The 16,258-nt window shown below is 60.9% G+C and carries 8 protein-coding genes and 3 pseudogenes; 10 read left to right on the top strand and 1 reads right to left on the bottom strand.

Annotated features, from left to right (window positions below; genetic code table 11):
• Positions 1 to 203 precede the first annotated feature (203 nt).
• From Q669_RS20160 to Q669_RS15920, 10 genes and pseudogenes are all read left to right on the top strand, one after another.
• A pseudogene (locus Q669_RS20160) lies at positions 204 to 317 on the top strand (phospholipase); the annotation flags it as partial.
• 208 nt (positions 318 to 525) lie between these two features.
• A pseudogene (locus Q669_RS19955) lies at positions 526 to 696 on the top strand (DNA-binding protein); the annotation flags it as partial.
• Between the two features lie 35 nt (positions 697 to 731).
• Positions 732 to 1,304, top strand: a complete 573-nt coding sequence (locus Q669_RS15955) for an Hsp20/alpha crystallin family protein (protein ID WP_022993052.1) — start codon at positions 732 to 734, stop codon at positions 1,302 to 1,304.
• A gap of 97 nt (positions 1,305 to 1,401) precedes the next feature.
• Positions 1,402 to 4,251: pseudogene (gene clpK / locus Q669_RS15950) on the top strand (heat shock survival AAA family ATPase ClpK).
• A 16-nt stretch (positions 4,252 to 4,267) separates the two neighbouring features.
• On the top strand, positions 4,268 to 5,698 hold the full coding sequence (gene cls / locus Q669_RS15945) for a cardiolipin synthase (RefSeq protein WP_022993049.1): 1,431 nt from the start codon (positions 4,268 to 4,270) through the stop codon (positions 5,696 to 5,698).
• Positions 5,699 to 5,725: 27 nt separating this feature from the next.
• A complete protein-coding gene (gene ftsH / locus Q669_RS15940; protein ID WP_022993048.1) occupies positions 5,726 to 7,612 on the top strand; it encodes an ATP-dependent zinc metalloprotease FtsH in 1,887 nt (628 codons plus the stop codon).
• Complete coding sequence (locus tag Q669_RS15935) at positions 7,605 to 10,208, top strand: EAL domain-containing protein (RefSeq protein ID WP_022993047.1); 2,604 nt, start codon at positions 7,605 to 7,607, stop codon at positions 10,206 to 10,208. The genes ftsH and Q669_RS15935 overlap by 8 nt, the downstream gene beginning before the upstream one ends.
• A 102-nt stretch (positions 10,209 to 10,310) precedes the next feature.
• Positions 10,311 to 10,802, top strand: a complete 492-nt coding sequence (locus Q669_RS15930) for a phosphate-starvation-inducible PsiE family protein (protein WP_011786801.1) — start codon at positions 10,311 to 10,313, stop codon at positions 10,800 to 10,802.
• The gene (locus Q669_RS15925) at positions 10,789 to 11,754 is read left to right on the top strand and encodes a zinc metalloprotease HtpX (protein WP_011786800.1); all 966 of its coding nucleotides are present in this window, start codon (positions 10,789 to 10,791) and stop codon (positions 11,752 to 11,754) included. Before Q669_RS15930 ends, Q669_RS15925 begins: the two co-directional genes overlap by 14 nt.
• Before the next feature lie 23 nt (positions 11,755 to 11,777).
• The gene (locus Q669_RS15920; protein ID WP_011786799.1) at positions 11,778 to 12,932 is read left to right on the top strand and encodes a S1C family serine protease; all 1,155 of its coding nucleotides are present in this window, start codon (positions 11,778 to 11,780) and stop codon (positions 12,930 to 12,932) included.
• Positions 12,933 to 13,079: 147 nt separating this feature from the next.
• Here the strand turns inward: Q669_RS15920 and Q669_RS15915 are convergent, their stop codons facing one another.
• Positions 13,080 to 16,256, bottom strand: coding sequence for a type I restriction endonuclease subunit R (locus tag Q669_RS15915; RefSeq protein ID WP_022993045.1), 3,177 nt, complete (start codon positions 16,254 to 16,256; stop codon positions 13,080 to 13,082).
• Between the last annotated feature and the right edge of the window lie 2 nt (positions 16,257 to 16,258).

Raw genomic sequence — 16,258 nt, 5'->3', positions numbered from 1 at the left:
TTGGGTTATTCCAGAAACGAGAAAAGTCCCTGATATCAAGGGCTTTTCTCTTGCAAGGTGGTGATGGAACACGGAACCGAACCCGCGCCCGCATATGAGGTTCGTTAGCAAAGCACTGTTCTTGAGGGTGCCCGCCCGTACCAAGTGGCCGTTTTGCTTCGTGAAAAATCTCGGCTGGGTCGGCGTCGGGTTGCGATAGTCCGAGCAGACTCGATGAAATCGTCGGCTGGGCGCGTTCAGACGAGTTTCCACCAAGGAACATGCGGACAAGCAAGGGGCTGCGGGCGCTCGGTTATAACGTGAGGATCGGTGTTTGATCTGCGGCTGCCCGGAGCACATGTAGGCTCCCGATTAAACCTTTGCCTAACGCCGGATCGGACCGCCCCAGCACACCCTCTCTGGAAATTTGTGTCACATCAATCGCCCAGCAGATCGCGAGATGTCGATTCTTGACTTTCTGCATGTTAGGCGCCATACCTTGCAAGGTCTTGAAAAAAACCCTCGATTGAGGCTGTACGACGGCGGAAATTGTGGGGGGCATGGCGGTTTCGTCAAAGTGAAATCGATCGATGGATCAATGATCAGACCCAAGCAGGCAGAAAGAAGGAGGTGATACGTACAGATGAGCAGCCGAAGTCAGCGGAACACTCCGTGTCGTCTGGGCGCGCTGTCCGTCGCCGCAGGCAAACGGAGTGAGCGAGAGTCTTCAATTTTTCTTCTGGAGGTGTGACATGGACATTGATTTCAAGAAGTTGGCTCCCTGGAACTGGTTTAAGAAAGAACAGGAAGAACAACAGAGCGCTGCCTCGCTGCCCGTGCAGCGCAATGACCTGCCAGTGGCAGGCGGTCCCGTCAGTCCCATCCTGCAATTGCATCGCGAGATCGACCGCCTCTTTGACGATGCGTTTCGAGGCTTCGGCTTTCCGGCACAGGCCATGCCTCGATGGCCGTCGGACTTGCCGGGCATGCTGAAGCCGGTACTTGACATCCAGGAAACCGACAAGCAGTACAAGATTTCTTTGGAGGTTCCTGGCGTCGAGGAAAAGGACATTCAGATCACGCTCGACAACGATGTGCTGATGGTACGGGGCGAGAAACGCCAGGAGCAGGAAAAGAAGGAGGGTGGCTTCCATCGCGTCGAACGCTCCTACGGCAGTTTCCAGCGTGTCCTGAACCTGCCTGACAACGCCAATCAGGAATCGATCAAGGCCGCCTTCAAGAACGGCGTGCTCACGATCACGATGGACAAGCGCGAGGCCAGTGCGCCTAAGCAGCAGGGCCGCTCGATCCCGATCAACGGCTGACGCCGATCGGCTTGTTCTCTACAGAAAAACCAAGTGAATGGCGAGGCGCCGTGACCTTCAGCGCCTCGTCAAATCAGTCCTCTCAAGGAGCATGAGCATGGCCAGAAAACAATGCCAGGTCTGCGGCCAGCCCGCCACGGTGCGGGTGGAAGCCAATCTCAATGGTCGTCACAGCACCATGCTGTTGTGTGACGATCACTATCGCCAACTGGCGCGCTAGCAAAAGCGCACCGTCTCGCCGCTGGAGGCTCTGTTTGGCTCGCGCAGCGGTTTGTTCGAAGACTTCCTCGGCAGCGACTTCTTCCGCATCGGTGACGATGCACCGTCCATGGCGGCCGATACCGATGAGGTAGTCGATGCCTCATTCGGCGAACCCGCCCCGGCCGGTACGGGCACCGCGCGCCGGCGCGGCAGTGGGCTGGCCAGCCGTATCAGCGAACAGTCCGAGGCCCTGTTGCAGGAGGCCGCCAAACATGCCGCCGAATTTGGCCGCCCCGAAGTCGATACCGAACACCTGCTGTTGGCGCTCGCCGACAGCGACGTGGTCAAGACCATTCTGGGGCAATTCAAGATCAAGGTCGATGATCTCAAGCGGCAAATCGAATCCGAAGCCAAGCGCGGCGAGAAGCCGTTCGAGGGCGAGATCGGCGTGTCGCCCCGGGTCAAGGACGCGCTCAGCCGTGCTTTCGTGGCCTCCAACGAACTCGGCCACTCTTATGTCGGGCCGGAGCATTTCCTGATCGGGCTCGCCGAGGAAGGCGAAGGTTTGGCGGCCAACCTGCTGCGCCGTTACGGTCTCACGCCGCAAGCGCTGCGCCAGCAGGTAAGCAAGGTGGTCGGCAAAGGGGCCGAGGATGGCCGCGCCGAGACGCCGACCAACACGCCCGAGCTGGATAAATACTCGCGCGACCTCACCAAGATGGCGCGCGAGGGCAAGCTCGATCCGGTCATCGGCCGTGCGCAGGAGATCGAGACCACCATCGAGGTGCTGGCCCGGCGCAAGAAAAACAACCCGGTGTTGATCGGTGAGCCCGGCGTCGGCAAGACCGCCATTGTCGAAGGGCTGGCGCAGCGGATGGTCGCCGGCGAAGTGCCCGAGACGCTGCGCGACAAGCGTCTGGTCGAACTCAACATCAACGCCATGGTGGCAGGCGCCAAGTACCGCGGCGAGTTCGAGGAGCGCGTGCAGAAGGTTCTCAAGGAAGTGACCGAGCACCAGGGCGAGCTGATTCTCTTCATCGACGAGGTGCACACCATCGTCGGTGCAGGCCAGGGTGGCGGCGAAGGCGGGCTGGACGTGGCCAACGTGTTCAAGCCGATGATGGCGCGCGGCGAACTGAACCTGATCGGCGCTACCACGCTCAACGAGTATCAGAAGTACATCGAGAAGGACGCCGCGCTGGAGCGTCGCTTCCAGCCGGTGATGGTGCCCGAGCCGACGATAGCGCAGACCATGATGATCCTGCGCGGCCTGCGCGACACCTTCGAGGCGCACCACAAGGTCAGCATCACCGAGGATGCGATCATCGCCGCCGCCGAGTTGTCGGACCGCTACATCACCGCGCGCTTTTTGCCTGACAAGGCCATCGACCTGCTCGACCAGGCGGCCGCACGCGTGAAGCTGTCGGCCACGGCCCGCCCGGTGGCGGTGCAAGAGCTGGAGTCCGAACTGCACCAGCTGCGGCGTGAGCAGGACTATGTGGCCTCGCGCAAGCAGTACGACAAGGCCGCCGAGCTGGGCAAGCGCATCGAGGCCAAGGAGACTGAACTCAAGAAGCTGGTCGAGGAATGGGAACGCGAGCGCGCCTCGGGCAGCGCCGAAGTCAAGGCCGAGCATGTCGCGCAGATCGTCTCGCGCCTGACCGGCATTCCGGTCAACGAGCTGACGGTGGAAGAACGCGAGAAGCTGCTGCATCTGGAGCAGCGGCTGCACGAGCGCCTGGTGGGCCAGGACGAAGCAGTGCGCGCGGTGGCCGATGCCGTGCGGTTGTCGCGCGCGGGCCTGCGCGAAGGCAGCAAGCCGGTGGCGACTTTTCTGTTCCTCGGGCCGACCGGCGTGGGCAAGACCGAGCTCGCCAAGGCGCTGGCCGAGTCCATCTATGGCGATGAAGGTGCGCTGCTGCGCATCGACATGTCCGAGTACGGGGAACGCCATACCGTGGCACGCCTGGTGGGCGCACCTCCGGGTTATGTGGGCTATGACGAGGGCGGCCAGCTCACCGAGAAGGTGCGTCGCAAGCCCTACAGCGTGTTGCTGCTGGACGAGATCGAGAAGGCTCACCCCGACGTCTACAACATCCTGCTGCAGGTGTTCGACGACGGGCGGCTCACCGACGGCAAGGGCCGGGTGGTGGATTTCACCAATACCATCATCATCGCCACCTCGAACTTGGGCTCGGACATCATCCAGCGTCGACTGAAGGCCCGTGGCGCCGCCGGCGAGGAATACGAGAAGACCAAGTCCGAGGTGATGGACGTGCTGCGCGGACGCTTCCGCCCCGAGTTCCTCAACCGCATCGACGAGATCATCGTCTTCCATGCGCTGGGCAAGGAGGAGATCCGCCATATCGTCGGCCTGCAGCTCGATCGTGTGGCCCGCAACGCCGCCAGCCAGGGCGTGACGCTGACCTTCGATCAGACCTTGATCGACCACTTCGCGGAGGAAGGCTACAAGCCCGAGTTCGGCGCGCGTGAGCTCAAGCGGCTGATCCGCAGCGAGCTGGAGACGGCACTGGCGCGCGAGATGCTGGGTGGCGGTATCGGCAAGGACGATCACGCCAGCGCCCGCTGGGACGACAAGGCCGAACGGGTGGTCTTCGAGCGCCAGGAGCCACCCGCGAAGCCGACCGAGCCTGAAAAGCCCGATGCCGCGAACGTGGCCGAGGCACCGCCTGGCGACGCGAGCAAGCCTGCGCGCAAGAAGAAGTCAGCGGGCGGCGAATCTTGAGCGATGGGAGGCTGTCGTGTCCGACCCCAATGGGCTGACATGGGCAGCCACCCTCGTGTCGCTGGCGGTCGCTATCCCCACAGCGGGGCACGCGGTCATCTACAAGCGTGACCCTCGATCGGCCACGCTGTGGGTACTGCTGATCGCCTTGTTGCCGCTGGGCGGTTCGCTGCTGTATGGGCTGTTCGGCATCAACCGTTACCGGCGGCGGGCGCGGCGGCTCTTCTCGGGGGCAGATCCTGCTGCTCGGCAGGACCTCTCGCCCACGATGCCCGAGGCTGTATCGCCGCCGCTTGCCGGTCTGGCCCACCTAGTGGGACGCGCCACCGGCCAGTCGCTGACCGGCGGCAACCGCATCGAGCCGCTTGTCGATGGCGAGCAGGCCTACCCGGCCATGCTCGCCGCCATCGAATCGGCGCGGTACAGCGTCGCCTTGACCTCGTACATCTTCGACAGCCAAGGCATCGGGGCGCAGTTCGTCGATGCGCTGCGCCGGGCTCATGAGCGCGGCGTGCAAGTACGGGTGCTGATCGACGACGTGTATGCCCGCTGGACGCCCCGCAGCGCCTACCGCGCCTTGCAGCGCGCCGGCGTTCCGGTGGCGACGTTCAACCCGACATTGATTCCCGCGCGCCTGCATGCCGCGCATCTGCGCAATCACCGCAAGCTGCTGGTGATCGATGGCGAGACGGGTTTCACCGGCGGCATGAACATCTTCGGTCCGTGTTGGCGGCCCGATGCGCCGGGCCAGGCCTGTCACGATTTGCACTTTCGTCTGCGCGGGCCGGTGGTAGAGCATCTGATGCGGAGCTTCACCGATGATTGGTGCGATACCACGGGCGAGCGGCTCAGTAAGGGTTTCTGGGGCGAACCGCCCGTAACGGCTGATGAGCCGGGAACCAGTTGGGCGCGCGGCATCGAGGCCGGTCCCGACGAGGCCCTGGACCGGATGCGCTGGACCTTCATGGGCGCTTTGAGCGCCGCGAAGCATTCGGTGCGCATCTGGACACCGTATTTCGTCCCCGATCAGCCCATGATCGCGGCGCTGAGTACGGCTGCGTTGCGCGGCGTGCGTGTCGACGTGCTGACGCCTGCGAACGGTGACCATCCCATGGTGCAATGGGCCGCGCGCGCCCACTACTGGCAGGTGCTGGAGCACGGTGTGCGCATCTTCGAACGGCCTGGCCCGTTCGACCATAGCAAGCTGATGCTGGTAGACGGAGCGTGGTGCTGCCTGGGTTCGGCCAATTGGGATGCACGCAGCCTGCGCCTGAACTTCGAGTTCAATGTGGAGGTGTACGACACCGCGTTGTCTACGCGGCTGTCATCCCTTTTTGATGCCGCCCGTGATGCGGCGGACGAGATATCGGCGATGGCGTTGCGCGCCCGCCCGCTGGCCATCCGCTTGCGCGACGGGGTGGCCCGTCTGTTCACCCCCATTCTCTAGCGACACGACTTGCGAGGAACATTGCCCATGGAAAAGAAAGATCAATGGAACATCGGCTACTGGATCGTCGCCGGCCTGTTGCTGCTGACGCTGCAGAACTACTGGCAGGCGGCGAAGACGGTTGAACCCGTTCCCTATAGTGAGTTCGAGAAAGCGCTGGCCGAGGGGCGCGTCGCCGAAGTATTGGTGTCGGACCGCACGGTTACCGGGCGCCTGAAATCACCGGACAGTCGTGGCAAGACCTCCATCGTGGCCACCCGCGTCGAACCCGACCTGGCCGAGCAGCTGTCGAAATACGATGTGTCCTACGCGCGAGTGGTGGAAAGCACCTGGCTGCGTGATGTGCTCTCCTGGACTCTGCCGGCGGTGGCCTTCTTCGGCGTCTGGTTCTTCCTGTTCCGACGCTTCGCTGAGAAACAGGGCATGGGGGGCTTCCTGAGCATTGGCAAGAGCCGTGCAAAGGTATTCATGGAGAAGAATACTGGCGTGACCTTTGCCGATGTCGCTGGCGTTGATGAAGCCAAGGCGGAGTTGGTTGAGATCGTCGACTTCCTCAAGAATCCGCAGGAGTATGGACGGCTCGGGGCGCGCATTCCCAAGGGCGTGTTGCTGGTTGGCCCACCGGGCACGGGCAAGACACTGCTGGCCAAGGCCGTGGCCGGCGAGGCGGCGGTGCCCTTCTTCTCCATCTCCGGATCAGAGTTCGTCGAGATGTTTGTCGGCGTGGGAGCGGCCCGTGTGCGCGACCTGTTCGAACAGGCGCGTGCGCAGGCACCGGCGATCATCTTCATCGATGAGCTGGATGCTTTGGGCCGTGCACGCGGTGTCGGAGGACCGAACGGTGGACACGACGAGCGTGAGCAGACGCTGAACCAGTTACTTACTGAAATGGACGGCTTCGACAGCTCGGTCGGACTGATCATCCTCGCAGCCACCAACCGGCCGGAGGTCCTGGATCAGGCCTTGCTGCGCGCCGGCCGCTTCGACCGTCAGATGCTGGTAGACCGCCCCGACAAGAAAGGTCGCCTGGATATCCTGAAGGTCCATGTCAAGAAGATCACCCTGGCCCACGATGTCGATCTGGAACAGGTGGCGGCACTGACCACCGGCTTTTCCGGCGCCGATCTGGCCAATCTCGTGAACGAAGCAGCGCTGAACGCGACCCGGCGCAAGGCGCAGGCTGTGGAACTGCAGGACTTCACCGCCGCCATCGAGCGCATCGTGGCCGGCCTGGAAAGGAAGAACCGTGTGCTCAATCCGAAGGAGCGGGAAACTGTCGCCTATCACGAGATGGGACACGCTCTGGTGGCGCTGGCGCTGCCCGGCACCGATCCGGTACACAAGATTTCAATCGTTCCGCGTGGCATCGGTGCACTCGGCTACACCCTGCAGCGGCCCACAGAAGACCGATTTCTGATGACACGTGCCGACCTGGAGCACAAGATCGCCGTGCTCCTGGGCGGGCGGGCGGCTGAGAAACTCGTGTTTGGCGAGCTGTCCACAGGGGCATCAGACGATCTCGCGCGGGCCACCGACATCGCCCGCGACATGATTACGCGCTTCGGCATGGATGAGGGTTTGGGGTACGTTGCTTTTGAGGCACAGAGGCCGCGTTTTCTTGATGCGCCTGAACTGGTACAGGGTGGCTGCCGGGTAGCCGAATCGACTCAGACACGCATCGACCAAGCCATCCGTGACATCGTGATGGGTGTGTTTGATCGTGCATACCGAATTCTCGAAATTAACCGAGAAGTGCTGGAGCGGTGCGCGCGCGAACTGCTCGCACGGGAAACGCTGGATGAATACAGCATCCGGCAACTGACGCAAGGGCTACAGCTCGAATCCCCATGTCACAGTGGTCCAACTGCCGGAGCCATTGCTTCCTCTGTGTCTCAGGGAGCCCCTAATGAGTGACAGACTTCATATCGTCTGCCCACACTGCCAATCCATCAATGGCGTGCCAGCCAACAAGTTGGCAGAGAAGCCCAATTGCGGGCGGTGCCAGCACCCGCTGTTCACCGGAGAACCCATCGAGCTGACCACAGCGACGGTAGAGGACATCACCGATCTCAAGAGGGTCGAGCAGGCGCTGAACTCTATGCGCCTACAGCGAGAAGAGTTGGCCAGCCACGTTCCCGGTATGCTTTACCAATACCGTCTTCGTCCGGACGGCAGCTCGCACTTCCCTTATGCCAGCGCGAAGATGCGGGAAATATACGGGGTTGCACCGCAGGATGTTGTCGAAGATGCCACTCCTGCGTTCGCTGCGCTCCATCCTGAAGACCGCGACCGTGTGCATGAAACCCTACAGGCGTCGGGGCAGTCACTCGCGCTTTGGCATGACGAGTACCGGGTGCAGTTTCCAGACGGTCGGGTGATCTGGGTCGAAGGCGAGGCGTCGCCTGAAGCCATGCCTGATGGGAGCATCCTCTGGCACGGTTATATCCATGATGTCACCTCACGCAGAAGATCCGCGGAAGAGCTTCGCCTTGCGGCTAAAGTTTTTGAGCACGCAGGAGAGGGCATCCTCGTTACGGACGCTCAAGGCCACATAGTCAACGTCAATCGGGCGTTTTCCGTGATCACTGGTTATGCGCGGGAGGAAGTAATGGGTCAGACACCTCGTCTGCTCGAGTCCGATCGCTATGACGATGAGTTCTATCAGACCGTTTGGCAGGCTCTGCGTGAGCACGACTATTGGCACGGAGAGCTCTGGTGCCGACGCAAGAACGGCAGTCAGTTTGCCGCGCTGCTGACGATCAGTGCGGTCCCGGATATGCGGGGCAATATCGAGCATTACGCCGCCATGTTTTCCGACATCACAGCGCTGAAGGAGAACCAGCAACAGCTTGAACGCGTTGCTCATTACGACCTGCTCACCGGCTTGCCCAATCGACTATTGCTTGGAGACCGCCTTAAGCAGGCCATTCGTCAGACACGTCGGCGTGGCATGCACCTGGCGGTTGTCTTCATCGATCTGGATGGATTCAAGAAGGTCAACGACCAGCACGGCCACGCAGTCGGCGACAAATTGCTTTCCGTCCTGTCCAGGCGTATGACGCAGGTGTTGCGCGAAGACGATACCTTGGCCCGCCTTGGTGGTGATGAGTTTGTCGCTATTCTGGTCGACCTGCCGGATAGTTCCGTCAGCGTACCGATTCTCGAGCGCCTGATCGAGGTGGCTTCACAGCCCGTACCGATTGGTGACGCACTGTGCGAAGTGAGCGCGAGTATCGGTGTGAGCTACTACCCGCAAGGCGAAGACATCGACGCCGACCAACTACTGCGGCAGGCAGATCAGGCCATGTATTTCGCCAAGCAAGCTGGCAAGAATCGATATCACGTTTTCGATACGGAGAAGGATCGTACGCTGCGCACCCGTCACGAAGGATTGGACAGCATAGAGAATGCACTTGCCAATGGGCAGTTTCTGCTTTACTTCCAACCTAAGGTCAACATGCGCACCGGTGAGGTGCTGGGCGCCGAAGCCTTGATCCGCTGGCAACATCCGACGCGTGGCTTGTTATCTCCTGCCTCCTTCATACCCATCATTGAGAACCATCCGCTCGGGATTGACGTGGGGAAATGGACCATCGAGGCTGCGCTGACCCAGATCGAAGTTTGGCGCAAGGCCGGCCTTCATGTCCCGATCAGCGTGAATATCGGTGCGCGGCACTTGCTGCAACCGGACTTCATCATGCATCTACGGGGTATGTTGTCACGACATCCCGGTGTCCAGCCGCAAGACCTTGAACTGGAAATCCTCGAAACCAGCGCCGTGGAGGACTTCGTTCAAGTGTCTCAGTTGATGGCGCTGTGCGAGAGGATGGGATTGCGTTTTGCCCTCGACGATTTCGGCAGCGGCTATTCATCGCTGACCTATCTGAAGCGCCTGCCCGCGTACCTGCTCAAGATCGACCAAGGTTTTATACGCGACATGCTCGAGGATCCGGACGATATCGCCATCCTGGATGCGCTACTGGCACTGGCAAGGTCGTTTGGCAGGAACTGCATCGCGGAGGGAGTCGAATCCATTCAGCATGGTGAAATGCTGCTGCGTCTGGGATGCGAGTGGGGCCAGGGTTATGCCATCGGGCATCCGATGCCGGCGCATGAATTCGAGCAATGGCTACACACCTGGCAGGTACCCTTATCCTGGAAGGGATTCAAACCTGACAGTCGCTCCGCGCTGCCCGTGCCGTTCACATACGCTGACCACCGGGTCTGGATTTCCCAGATGATCGACTATCTGTCAGGTAAGACCCAAGTGCCTCCTCAATCCGAAACACTCCAATACTGGCGGGATCAAAGTGGTCGCCCTACGTTCTTCGGCAAGGATCCTGATGATCAGGTCGATGTCCTGCATCAGAGCATCCAGCAGTTGGCTCACACCCTGAGTGAAATGAAAAAAGCCGGCCGTGTCGAGGCATTGAGGGCTGGCATCGACAAGTTGCAACATTTGCAGGCAGATCTGCTGGGATTGCTGCCGCCGGACCAGAAGCCGGATTGATGCCATGCATGGGACGAAGGGTTGACGTGCAAGAGGCTGATCGAGTCGTCTTCTCGCACTCCCCGTTCCATTAACGTTTCATTGAAAGAGAGAGCAACGCTTATGCCTAAAGAACCTGGCCACACGACCCTTGACGAGATGCGCTCCCAGTGGCGGCTGATGACGGTTTACGAGCGCTTCGAGCAGGTCGTCGCCCTCGTTCTGTCAGCGGTAATTGCCGTCATCATCGTGGTGTCGCTGTTCCAGCTCATCGCTATCGTCTTCACGCTGCTGGTCCTCGATGCCTTCAATCCCCTGGATCACAAGGTATTCCAGAATGTGTTCGGCATGATCATGACGCTCCTGATCGCGATGGAATTCAAACATTCGATCGTCAGAGTGGCGCTGCGTAAGGAAAGCATCATCCAGGTCAAGACCGTCATTCTGATCGCGATCCTGGCACTGGCCCGCAAGTTCATCATCCTTGGCCCTGACGTTGATCCTGCCAAAGTGGCCGCCCTGGCGGGGACGATACTGGCCTTGGGTCTGACCTATTGGCTCATGCGTGAACGCGACGACCGGATGAGCGAGCAATTGGACCATGGCTCTTTATAGTCTAGACGATCGACACGATGCCAGGTCGAGGCACCGCTGGCTCAATCGCTTTCAAACCGCGCTGCTGGTTTTGACCCTGGTGGGGATCGCAGCAACCGCTGGTAGTCTGCTGTTCGGCGAGATTGGCCTTTGGCTGGCACTGGCAACCTGCGCATTGACCCTGCTGATCGAGCCTGTCGCCGCCCCTGCGATGACCTTGCGCCTCTATGGCGCCCGTCCCTTGCATTACCAGGAAGCCCCCGCAATCTGGTCGCTGTTGCGGGAGTTGGCCGTGCGCGCCGGATTACCGAATACGCCGGTTCCCCACTATGTGCCCAGCGGCATCGTCAACGCTTTTGCTACTGGTTCGCGACGCCATGCCTCTATTGCCCTCACTGATGGCCTGCTCCGCAGCCTGAGTATCCGGGAACTGCAAGCCGTGCTGGCGCATGAGGTCGCGCACATCGCTCAAGACGATCTGCGTGTCATGGGTCTGGCTGATTCGATCAGCCGGCTCACGAGCCTGCTGGCATTGCTGGGTCAGATTACGCTCCTGATCAGTATGCCGGCGCTGTTGGCCGGTACCGTAGAAATTAACTGGCTTGGCTTACTGCTGTTGGCCGCTTCGCCGCAACTGGCACTGCTCGCGCAGTTGGGCCTGTCACGCGTGCGAGAGTTCGATGCCGACCGGATGGCCGTAGAGCTGACGGGGGATCCGCACGGACTCGCCTCGGCGCTGGCGAAGATCGAACGGGTGAGCCGCTCGTGGCGCGCCTGGATGTTGCCCGGTTGGGGCAATCCCGAACCGTCCTGGTTGCGCACGCATCCGACGACAGAGGATCGTATCGCGCGCCTGATGGAGTTGGCGCCTCAGTCATCGCAGACCCTGCCGTTCCAAACGGAATATCTCGTACCAAGGTCGTTCGCCCCGATGCGCCCACCACGCCGGGGCCTGAGCGGCCTTTGGCGCTAAATCACTCGAAAGGAACCCCCGTCATGGCTTACCCCGATCCTTACCCACAACGCCCAGCTCCGGATCAATTCGTCCGGCGGTGGCTCTTCATCACTACGTGCGTTGCCGCACTCATGCTGTTCTGGCAGTTCCTGCCCGCCATCGAAGCCTGGTTCAGCCCGCGCGAAGCCGCTGAGCGCACCGTCACGCCGCGTGGCGATCTGGCCGCAGACGAACAGGCCACCATCGAACTGTTCGAGAAATCCCGAGCATCGGTGGTCTACATCACCACCGCGCAGCTGGTGCGCGACGTCTGGACGCGCAATGTCTTCTCCGTGCCCCGTGGCACGGGATCGGGCTTCATCTGGGACGACGCCGGCCACGTCGTCACCAACTTCCATGTTATCCAGGGCGCGTCCGAAGCCACCGTCAAACTCGCCGATGGCCGCGACTACCGGGCCGCACTGGTGGGGGCTAGCCCAGCACACGACATCGCCGTACTCAAGATCGGCGTCGGCTTCAAACGCCCGCCTGCAGTGCCGGTCGGCACCAGCGCCGACCTCAAGGTGGGACAGAAAGTGTTTGCTATCGGCAACCCCTTTGGCCTGGACTGGACGCTCACCACCGGCATCGTCTCCGCGCTCGACCGCTCGTTACCGGGAGAAGCGGGCGGCCCGGCTATTGATCACCTGATCCAGACCGACGCCGCCATTAACCCCGGCAACTCGGGCGGCCCCCTGCTCGATTCGGCCGGGCGGCTTATCGGCATCAACACGGCGATCTACAGCCCCTCCGGCGCCTCGGCCGGGATCGGTTTTGCAGTGCCGGTGGACACCGTCATGCGGGTAGTGCCGCAACTCATCAAGTCCGGCAAGTACATCCGCCCGGCGCTTGGCATCGAGGTGGACGAACAGCTCAATCAGCGCCTGCTTGCACTGACCGGAAACAAGGGCGTGTTCGTGCTGCGTGTCACCCCCGGCTCTGCAGCACACAAAGCCGGGCTCGCTGGGGTCGAGATTACCCCGCAAGGCATCGTGCCCGGCGACCGCATCGTTCGCATCGACGGCACGGCGATCGACGATGTGGCCAACCTGCTCGCCTGGCTCGACGACAGGAAGGTCGGCGATGTGGTGGTCTTGTCCGTGGAACGGGCCGGCAAATCGCGAGAGGTGCAGGTGGAGTTGCAGCCCGGGATTTGATTCAGTTGAATCTCTGGTTCATGCGGCGTCGCAGAGGTGGCCGTACCCAATCGTCCAGAACCCTGCCGGGCAGATCTAGGGGACGGCAGTGATCTCGATTCCGCGTTTCACCTTACGTTCGAATCCCTCGGTATAGTAATTCATTACTCACCTTGTCCAGTGGTTAGATAAGGCTTCCGCCTGCTCCATAATCAACTCAATCGCCGCTGGCGCCTTGTCTGGCGGGTACTTGTACCGCTGCAACGTCCGCCGCACCAGAATCCTAAGCTTGGCCCGCACGCTCTCCCGTACCTGCCAGTCCACGGTGGTGGATTTGCGCAGCTTGTCGGTGATCTCCACGGCGATCTTCTTCAGGATCTCGTCGCCCAGCTCCCGCACGGCGCTTTCATTGCTGGCCAGGGCGTCGTAGAAGGCCACTTCGTCCGGATTCAGGCCCAGCGCAGCATCCCGCTCCATTTCAGCCTGGAACTGCTTGGCCATTGCGATCAGCTCTTCGATCACCTGAGCAGTTTCGATGCCCCGGTTGTTGTATTTGCGCAACGTCTCCTGCAGGCGGTCGGCGTATTTCTTCTCCTGCACTACGTTGTTGCGGGTTTTGGCCTTGATGTCGTCTTTGAGCAGCTTTTCCAGCAGCTCCACGGCGAAGTTCTTGTAGGGCATCTGCCGAACGTCTTCCAGGAACTCGTCAGAGAGCAGCCCGATGTTGGGCTTGTCCAGGCCGCACAGGGCGAAGACATCGGTTACCCCTTCGGCGACCAGCGCGTTGTCCAGGATCTGCTTTAGGGCGGTGTTCTTCTCTTCCTCGGTCAGCTTCTTGTCCACACTGGTGAATTTGGTGATGGCTGTCTTCACCTGCGACAGGAACGCCACTTCTTTTTGAAGTTCCTGGGCTTCGTCCAGGGTGGCGCACAGGGAGAAGGCCTTGTTCATGGCCAGCACAGTATCCAGGAAGCGCTTCTTGCCGTCTTCCAGGCTGAGCACGTAGTTGGCGGTGGGCACCAGATACTTGTGGGGCTCGGTTTCGAATCCGCTGTAGCTGAATCCCTTACCTTTGGGGCCGGGCGCAAACATGCCGTGGATGATGTCCAGCTTCTCCAGCAGGATGGCGTAGGCTTCATCGGCGCTGTGGGTGGGGGAGCCCTTGCCCTTGGCGTCTGTATAGGTTTTCAGAGCCTGTTTAAGCTCGTTGGCAATGCCGATGTAATCCACCACCAGCCCGCCGGGCTTGTCCTTGAACACGCGGTTTACCCGGGCAATGGCCTGCATCAGGTTGTGGCCCTTCATGGGCTTGTCCACATACATGGTGTGACAGCAGGGCGCATCGAAGCCGGTCAGCCACATATCCCGCACGATCACCAGCCTGAGCGGGTCGTTGATGTCCTTGAAGCGCTTCTCGAACCGCTTCTTGGTCTGTTTGTTATGGATGTGCGGCTGCAACAGGGGGCGGTCAGAGGCGGAGCCGGTCATCACAATCTTGATGGCGCCTTTCTCCGGATCGTCGTCGTGCCACTCCGGGCGCAGGGCGACAATCTCGTTATAGAGGTGAACCGCAATCTCCCGGCTCATGGCCACAATCATGGCCTTGCCATCGATGGTGCTGGAGCGGGTTTCAAAGTGGTTTACCAGGTCTTTCGCCACCTGTTTCAGGCGCGGGCCGGCACCGACCAGCTTTTCCAGCCGGCTCCATTCGCCCTTGGTTTTCTCGCGGCTGCCAACGTCTTCGTCGTCCTCAACCACTTCCTCCACCTGATCGGACAGCTCCTCGATCTGTTCGCGGTTGATGTCCAGCTTGGCCAGGCGGGATTCGTAGAAGATGGGCACGGTCGCGCCATCGTCCACGGCATCCTGGATGTCGTAGATGGACACGTAATCGCCGAACACGGCCCGGGTGTCTTTGTCTTCGCTCTCGATGGGGGTGCCGGTAAAGCCGATGAACGAGGCATTGGGCAGGGCATCGCGCATGTGGCGGGCGTAGCCGAACTTGTAGGTGCCGTCTTTCTTGAGGGTGGCTTTCAGACCGTATTGGCTGCGGTGGGCTTCGTCTGAGATCACCACGATGTTGTGGCGGTCGTTCAGAATCGGGTGGCCGGATTCGTCGTTCAGCAGGGCGAATTTCTGAACCGTGGTGAAGATGATACCGCCGGATTCCCGCTCTGACAGCAGGCGGCGCAGGGTATCCCGGTCATCGGCCTGCACCGGTTCCTGCTTCAACAATTCCCGGGCGGCGCTGAAAGTGGCGAACAGCTGGCCATCCAGATCGTTACGGTCGGTGACCACAATCAGCGTGGGGTTGTTCATCTCGGGCTGCTGCAGCAGCTTGCCGGCGTAACAGCACATGGAAATGCTCTTGCCGGAGCCCTGGGTATGCCAAACCACGCCAGCTTTTTTGCTGCCGGGTTGAACCTCGTCGCCGTAGGTGGCCCGCTTCTCGCTGATACCATCGCCGCTCATATCCCGAGCGGCAATCACAGTTGCACGAACAGCCTCACGCACCGCATGGAACTGATGGTAACCGGCGATCTTCTTGATCAGCTTGTCGGAATCCGTTTCGAAGATCACGAAGTAGCGGATGTAATCCAGAAACAGCTCCCGGTCGAAGAAGCCCCGCACCATGGTTTCCAGCTGCCATTCCAGCAGGGGCTTGTCGTCCTCATGCTTGATGGTGCGCCAGGGCATGTAGCGTTCCTGGCTGGCGGTTAGCGAGCCCACTCGGGCCAGATAGCCGTCGCTGATAATCGCCGCCTCGTTGTAGGCGAACAGATCGGAGCATTCGTCTTTGTAGGTTTGGATCTGGTTGTAGGCATCCCAGATGTTCACGTTCTCGGCACCGGGGCTCTTCAGCTCCAGCACCGCCAGGGGCAGGCCGTTGATAAAGCAGATCACATCCGGCCGGCGCAGCTGTTTGGCGCCTTCAAGGGTGAACTGGTTGATGGCCCGGAAACGGTTGGCGTTCAGGTCGCTAAAATCCACCAGAAAGGCCTGGTCGTGAACTACCTTATCGTGCTCTTTATCGTTCGCTCTGGGCAGCTTGTACTCCACCGGCACACCGTCCAGCAACAGGCGGTGAAAGGCCCGGTTGCTGATCACCACGTCCAGGCTTTCGGGTTTGCGGACGACCGCCACAGCCTGTTCAACGGCGCTCTGGGGCAGGTGAGGGTTGATGCGGTGAATAGCCGCCTCAAGATCCGCCAGCAACAATACCTGCCGGTAATCAGCCCGTTCCGGGGCTTCGCCCTCCGGTGCCAGGTCAGGCCCGTGGGCGATTTCCCAGCCGCCTTCGGCGAACCATTCCAGGCATTGTTGTTCCAGCTGATCTTCCGTCATAA

The organism is Marinobacter sp. C1S70 (assembly GCF_000475355.1).
Lineage (GTDB): Bacteria > Pseudomonadota > Gammaproteobacteria > Pseudomonadales > Oleiphilaceae > Marinobacter > Marinobacter nauticus.
The sequence above is the reverse complement of the archived record's forward strand: the minus strand, read 5'-3'. Positions and strand labels throughout refer to the sequence as shown.

What these genes read in the sequence shown, in the direction of transcription:
- ftsH (WP_022993048.1), top strand. Translation starts at nt 5,726, where the DNA reads ATGGAAAAGAAAGATCAATGGAACATCGGCTACTGGATCGTCGCCGGC.
- Q669_RS15935 (WP_022993047.1), top strand. Translation starts at nt 7,605, where the DNA reads ATGAGTGACAGACTTCATATCGTCTGCCCACACTGCCAATCCATCAAT.
- Q669_RS15955 (WP_022993052.1), top strand. Translation starts at nt 732, where the DNA reads ATGGACATTGATTTCAAGAAGTTGGCTCCCTGGAACTGGTTTAAGAAA.
- Q669_RS15920 (WP_011786799.1), top strand. Translation starts at nt 11,778, where the DNA reads ATGGCTTACCCCGATCCTTACCCACAACGCCCAGCTCCGGATCAATTC.
- Q669_RS15925 (WP_011786800.1), top strand. Translation starts at nt 10,789, where the DNA reads ATGGCTCTTTATAGTCTAGACGATCGACACGATGCCAGGTCGAGGCAC.
- Q669_RS15930 (WP_011786801.1), top strand. Translation starts at nt 10,311, where the DNA reads ATGCCTAAAGAACCTGGCCACACGACCCTTGACGAGATGCGCTCCCAG.
- Q669_RS15915 (WP_022993045.1), bottom strand. Translation starts at nt 16,256, where the DNA reads ATGACGGAAGATCAGCTGGAACAACAATGCCTGGAATGGTTCGCCGAA.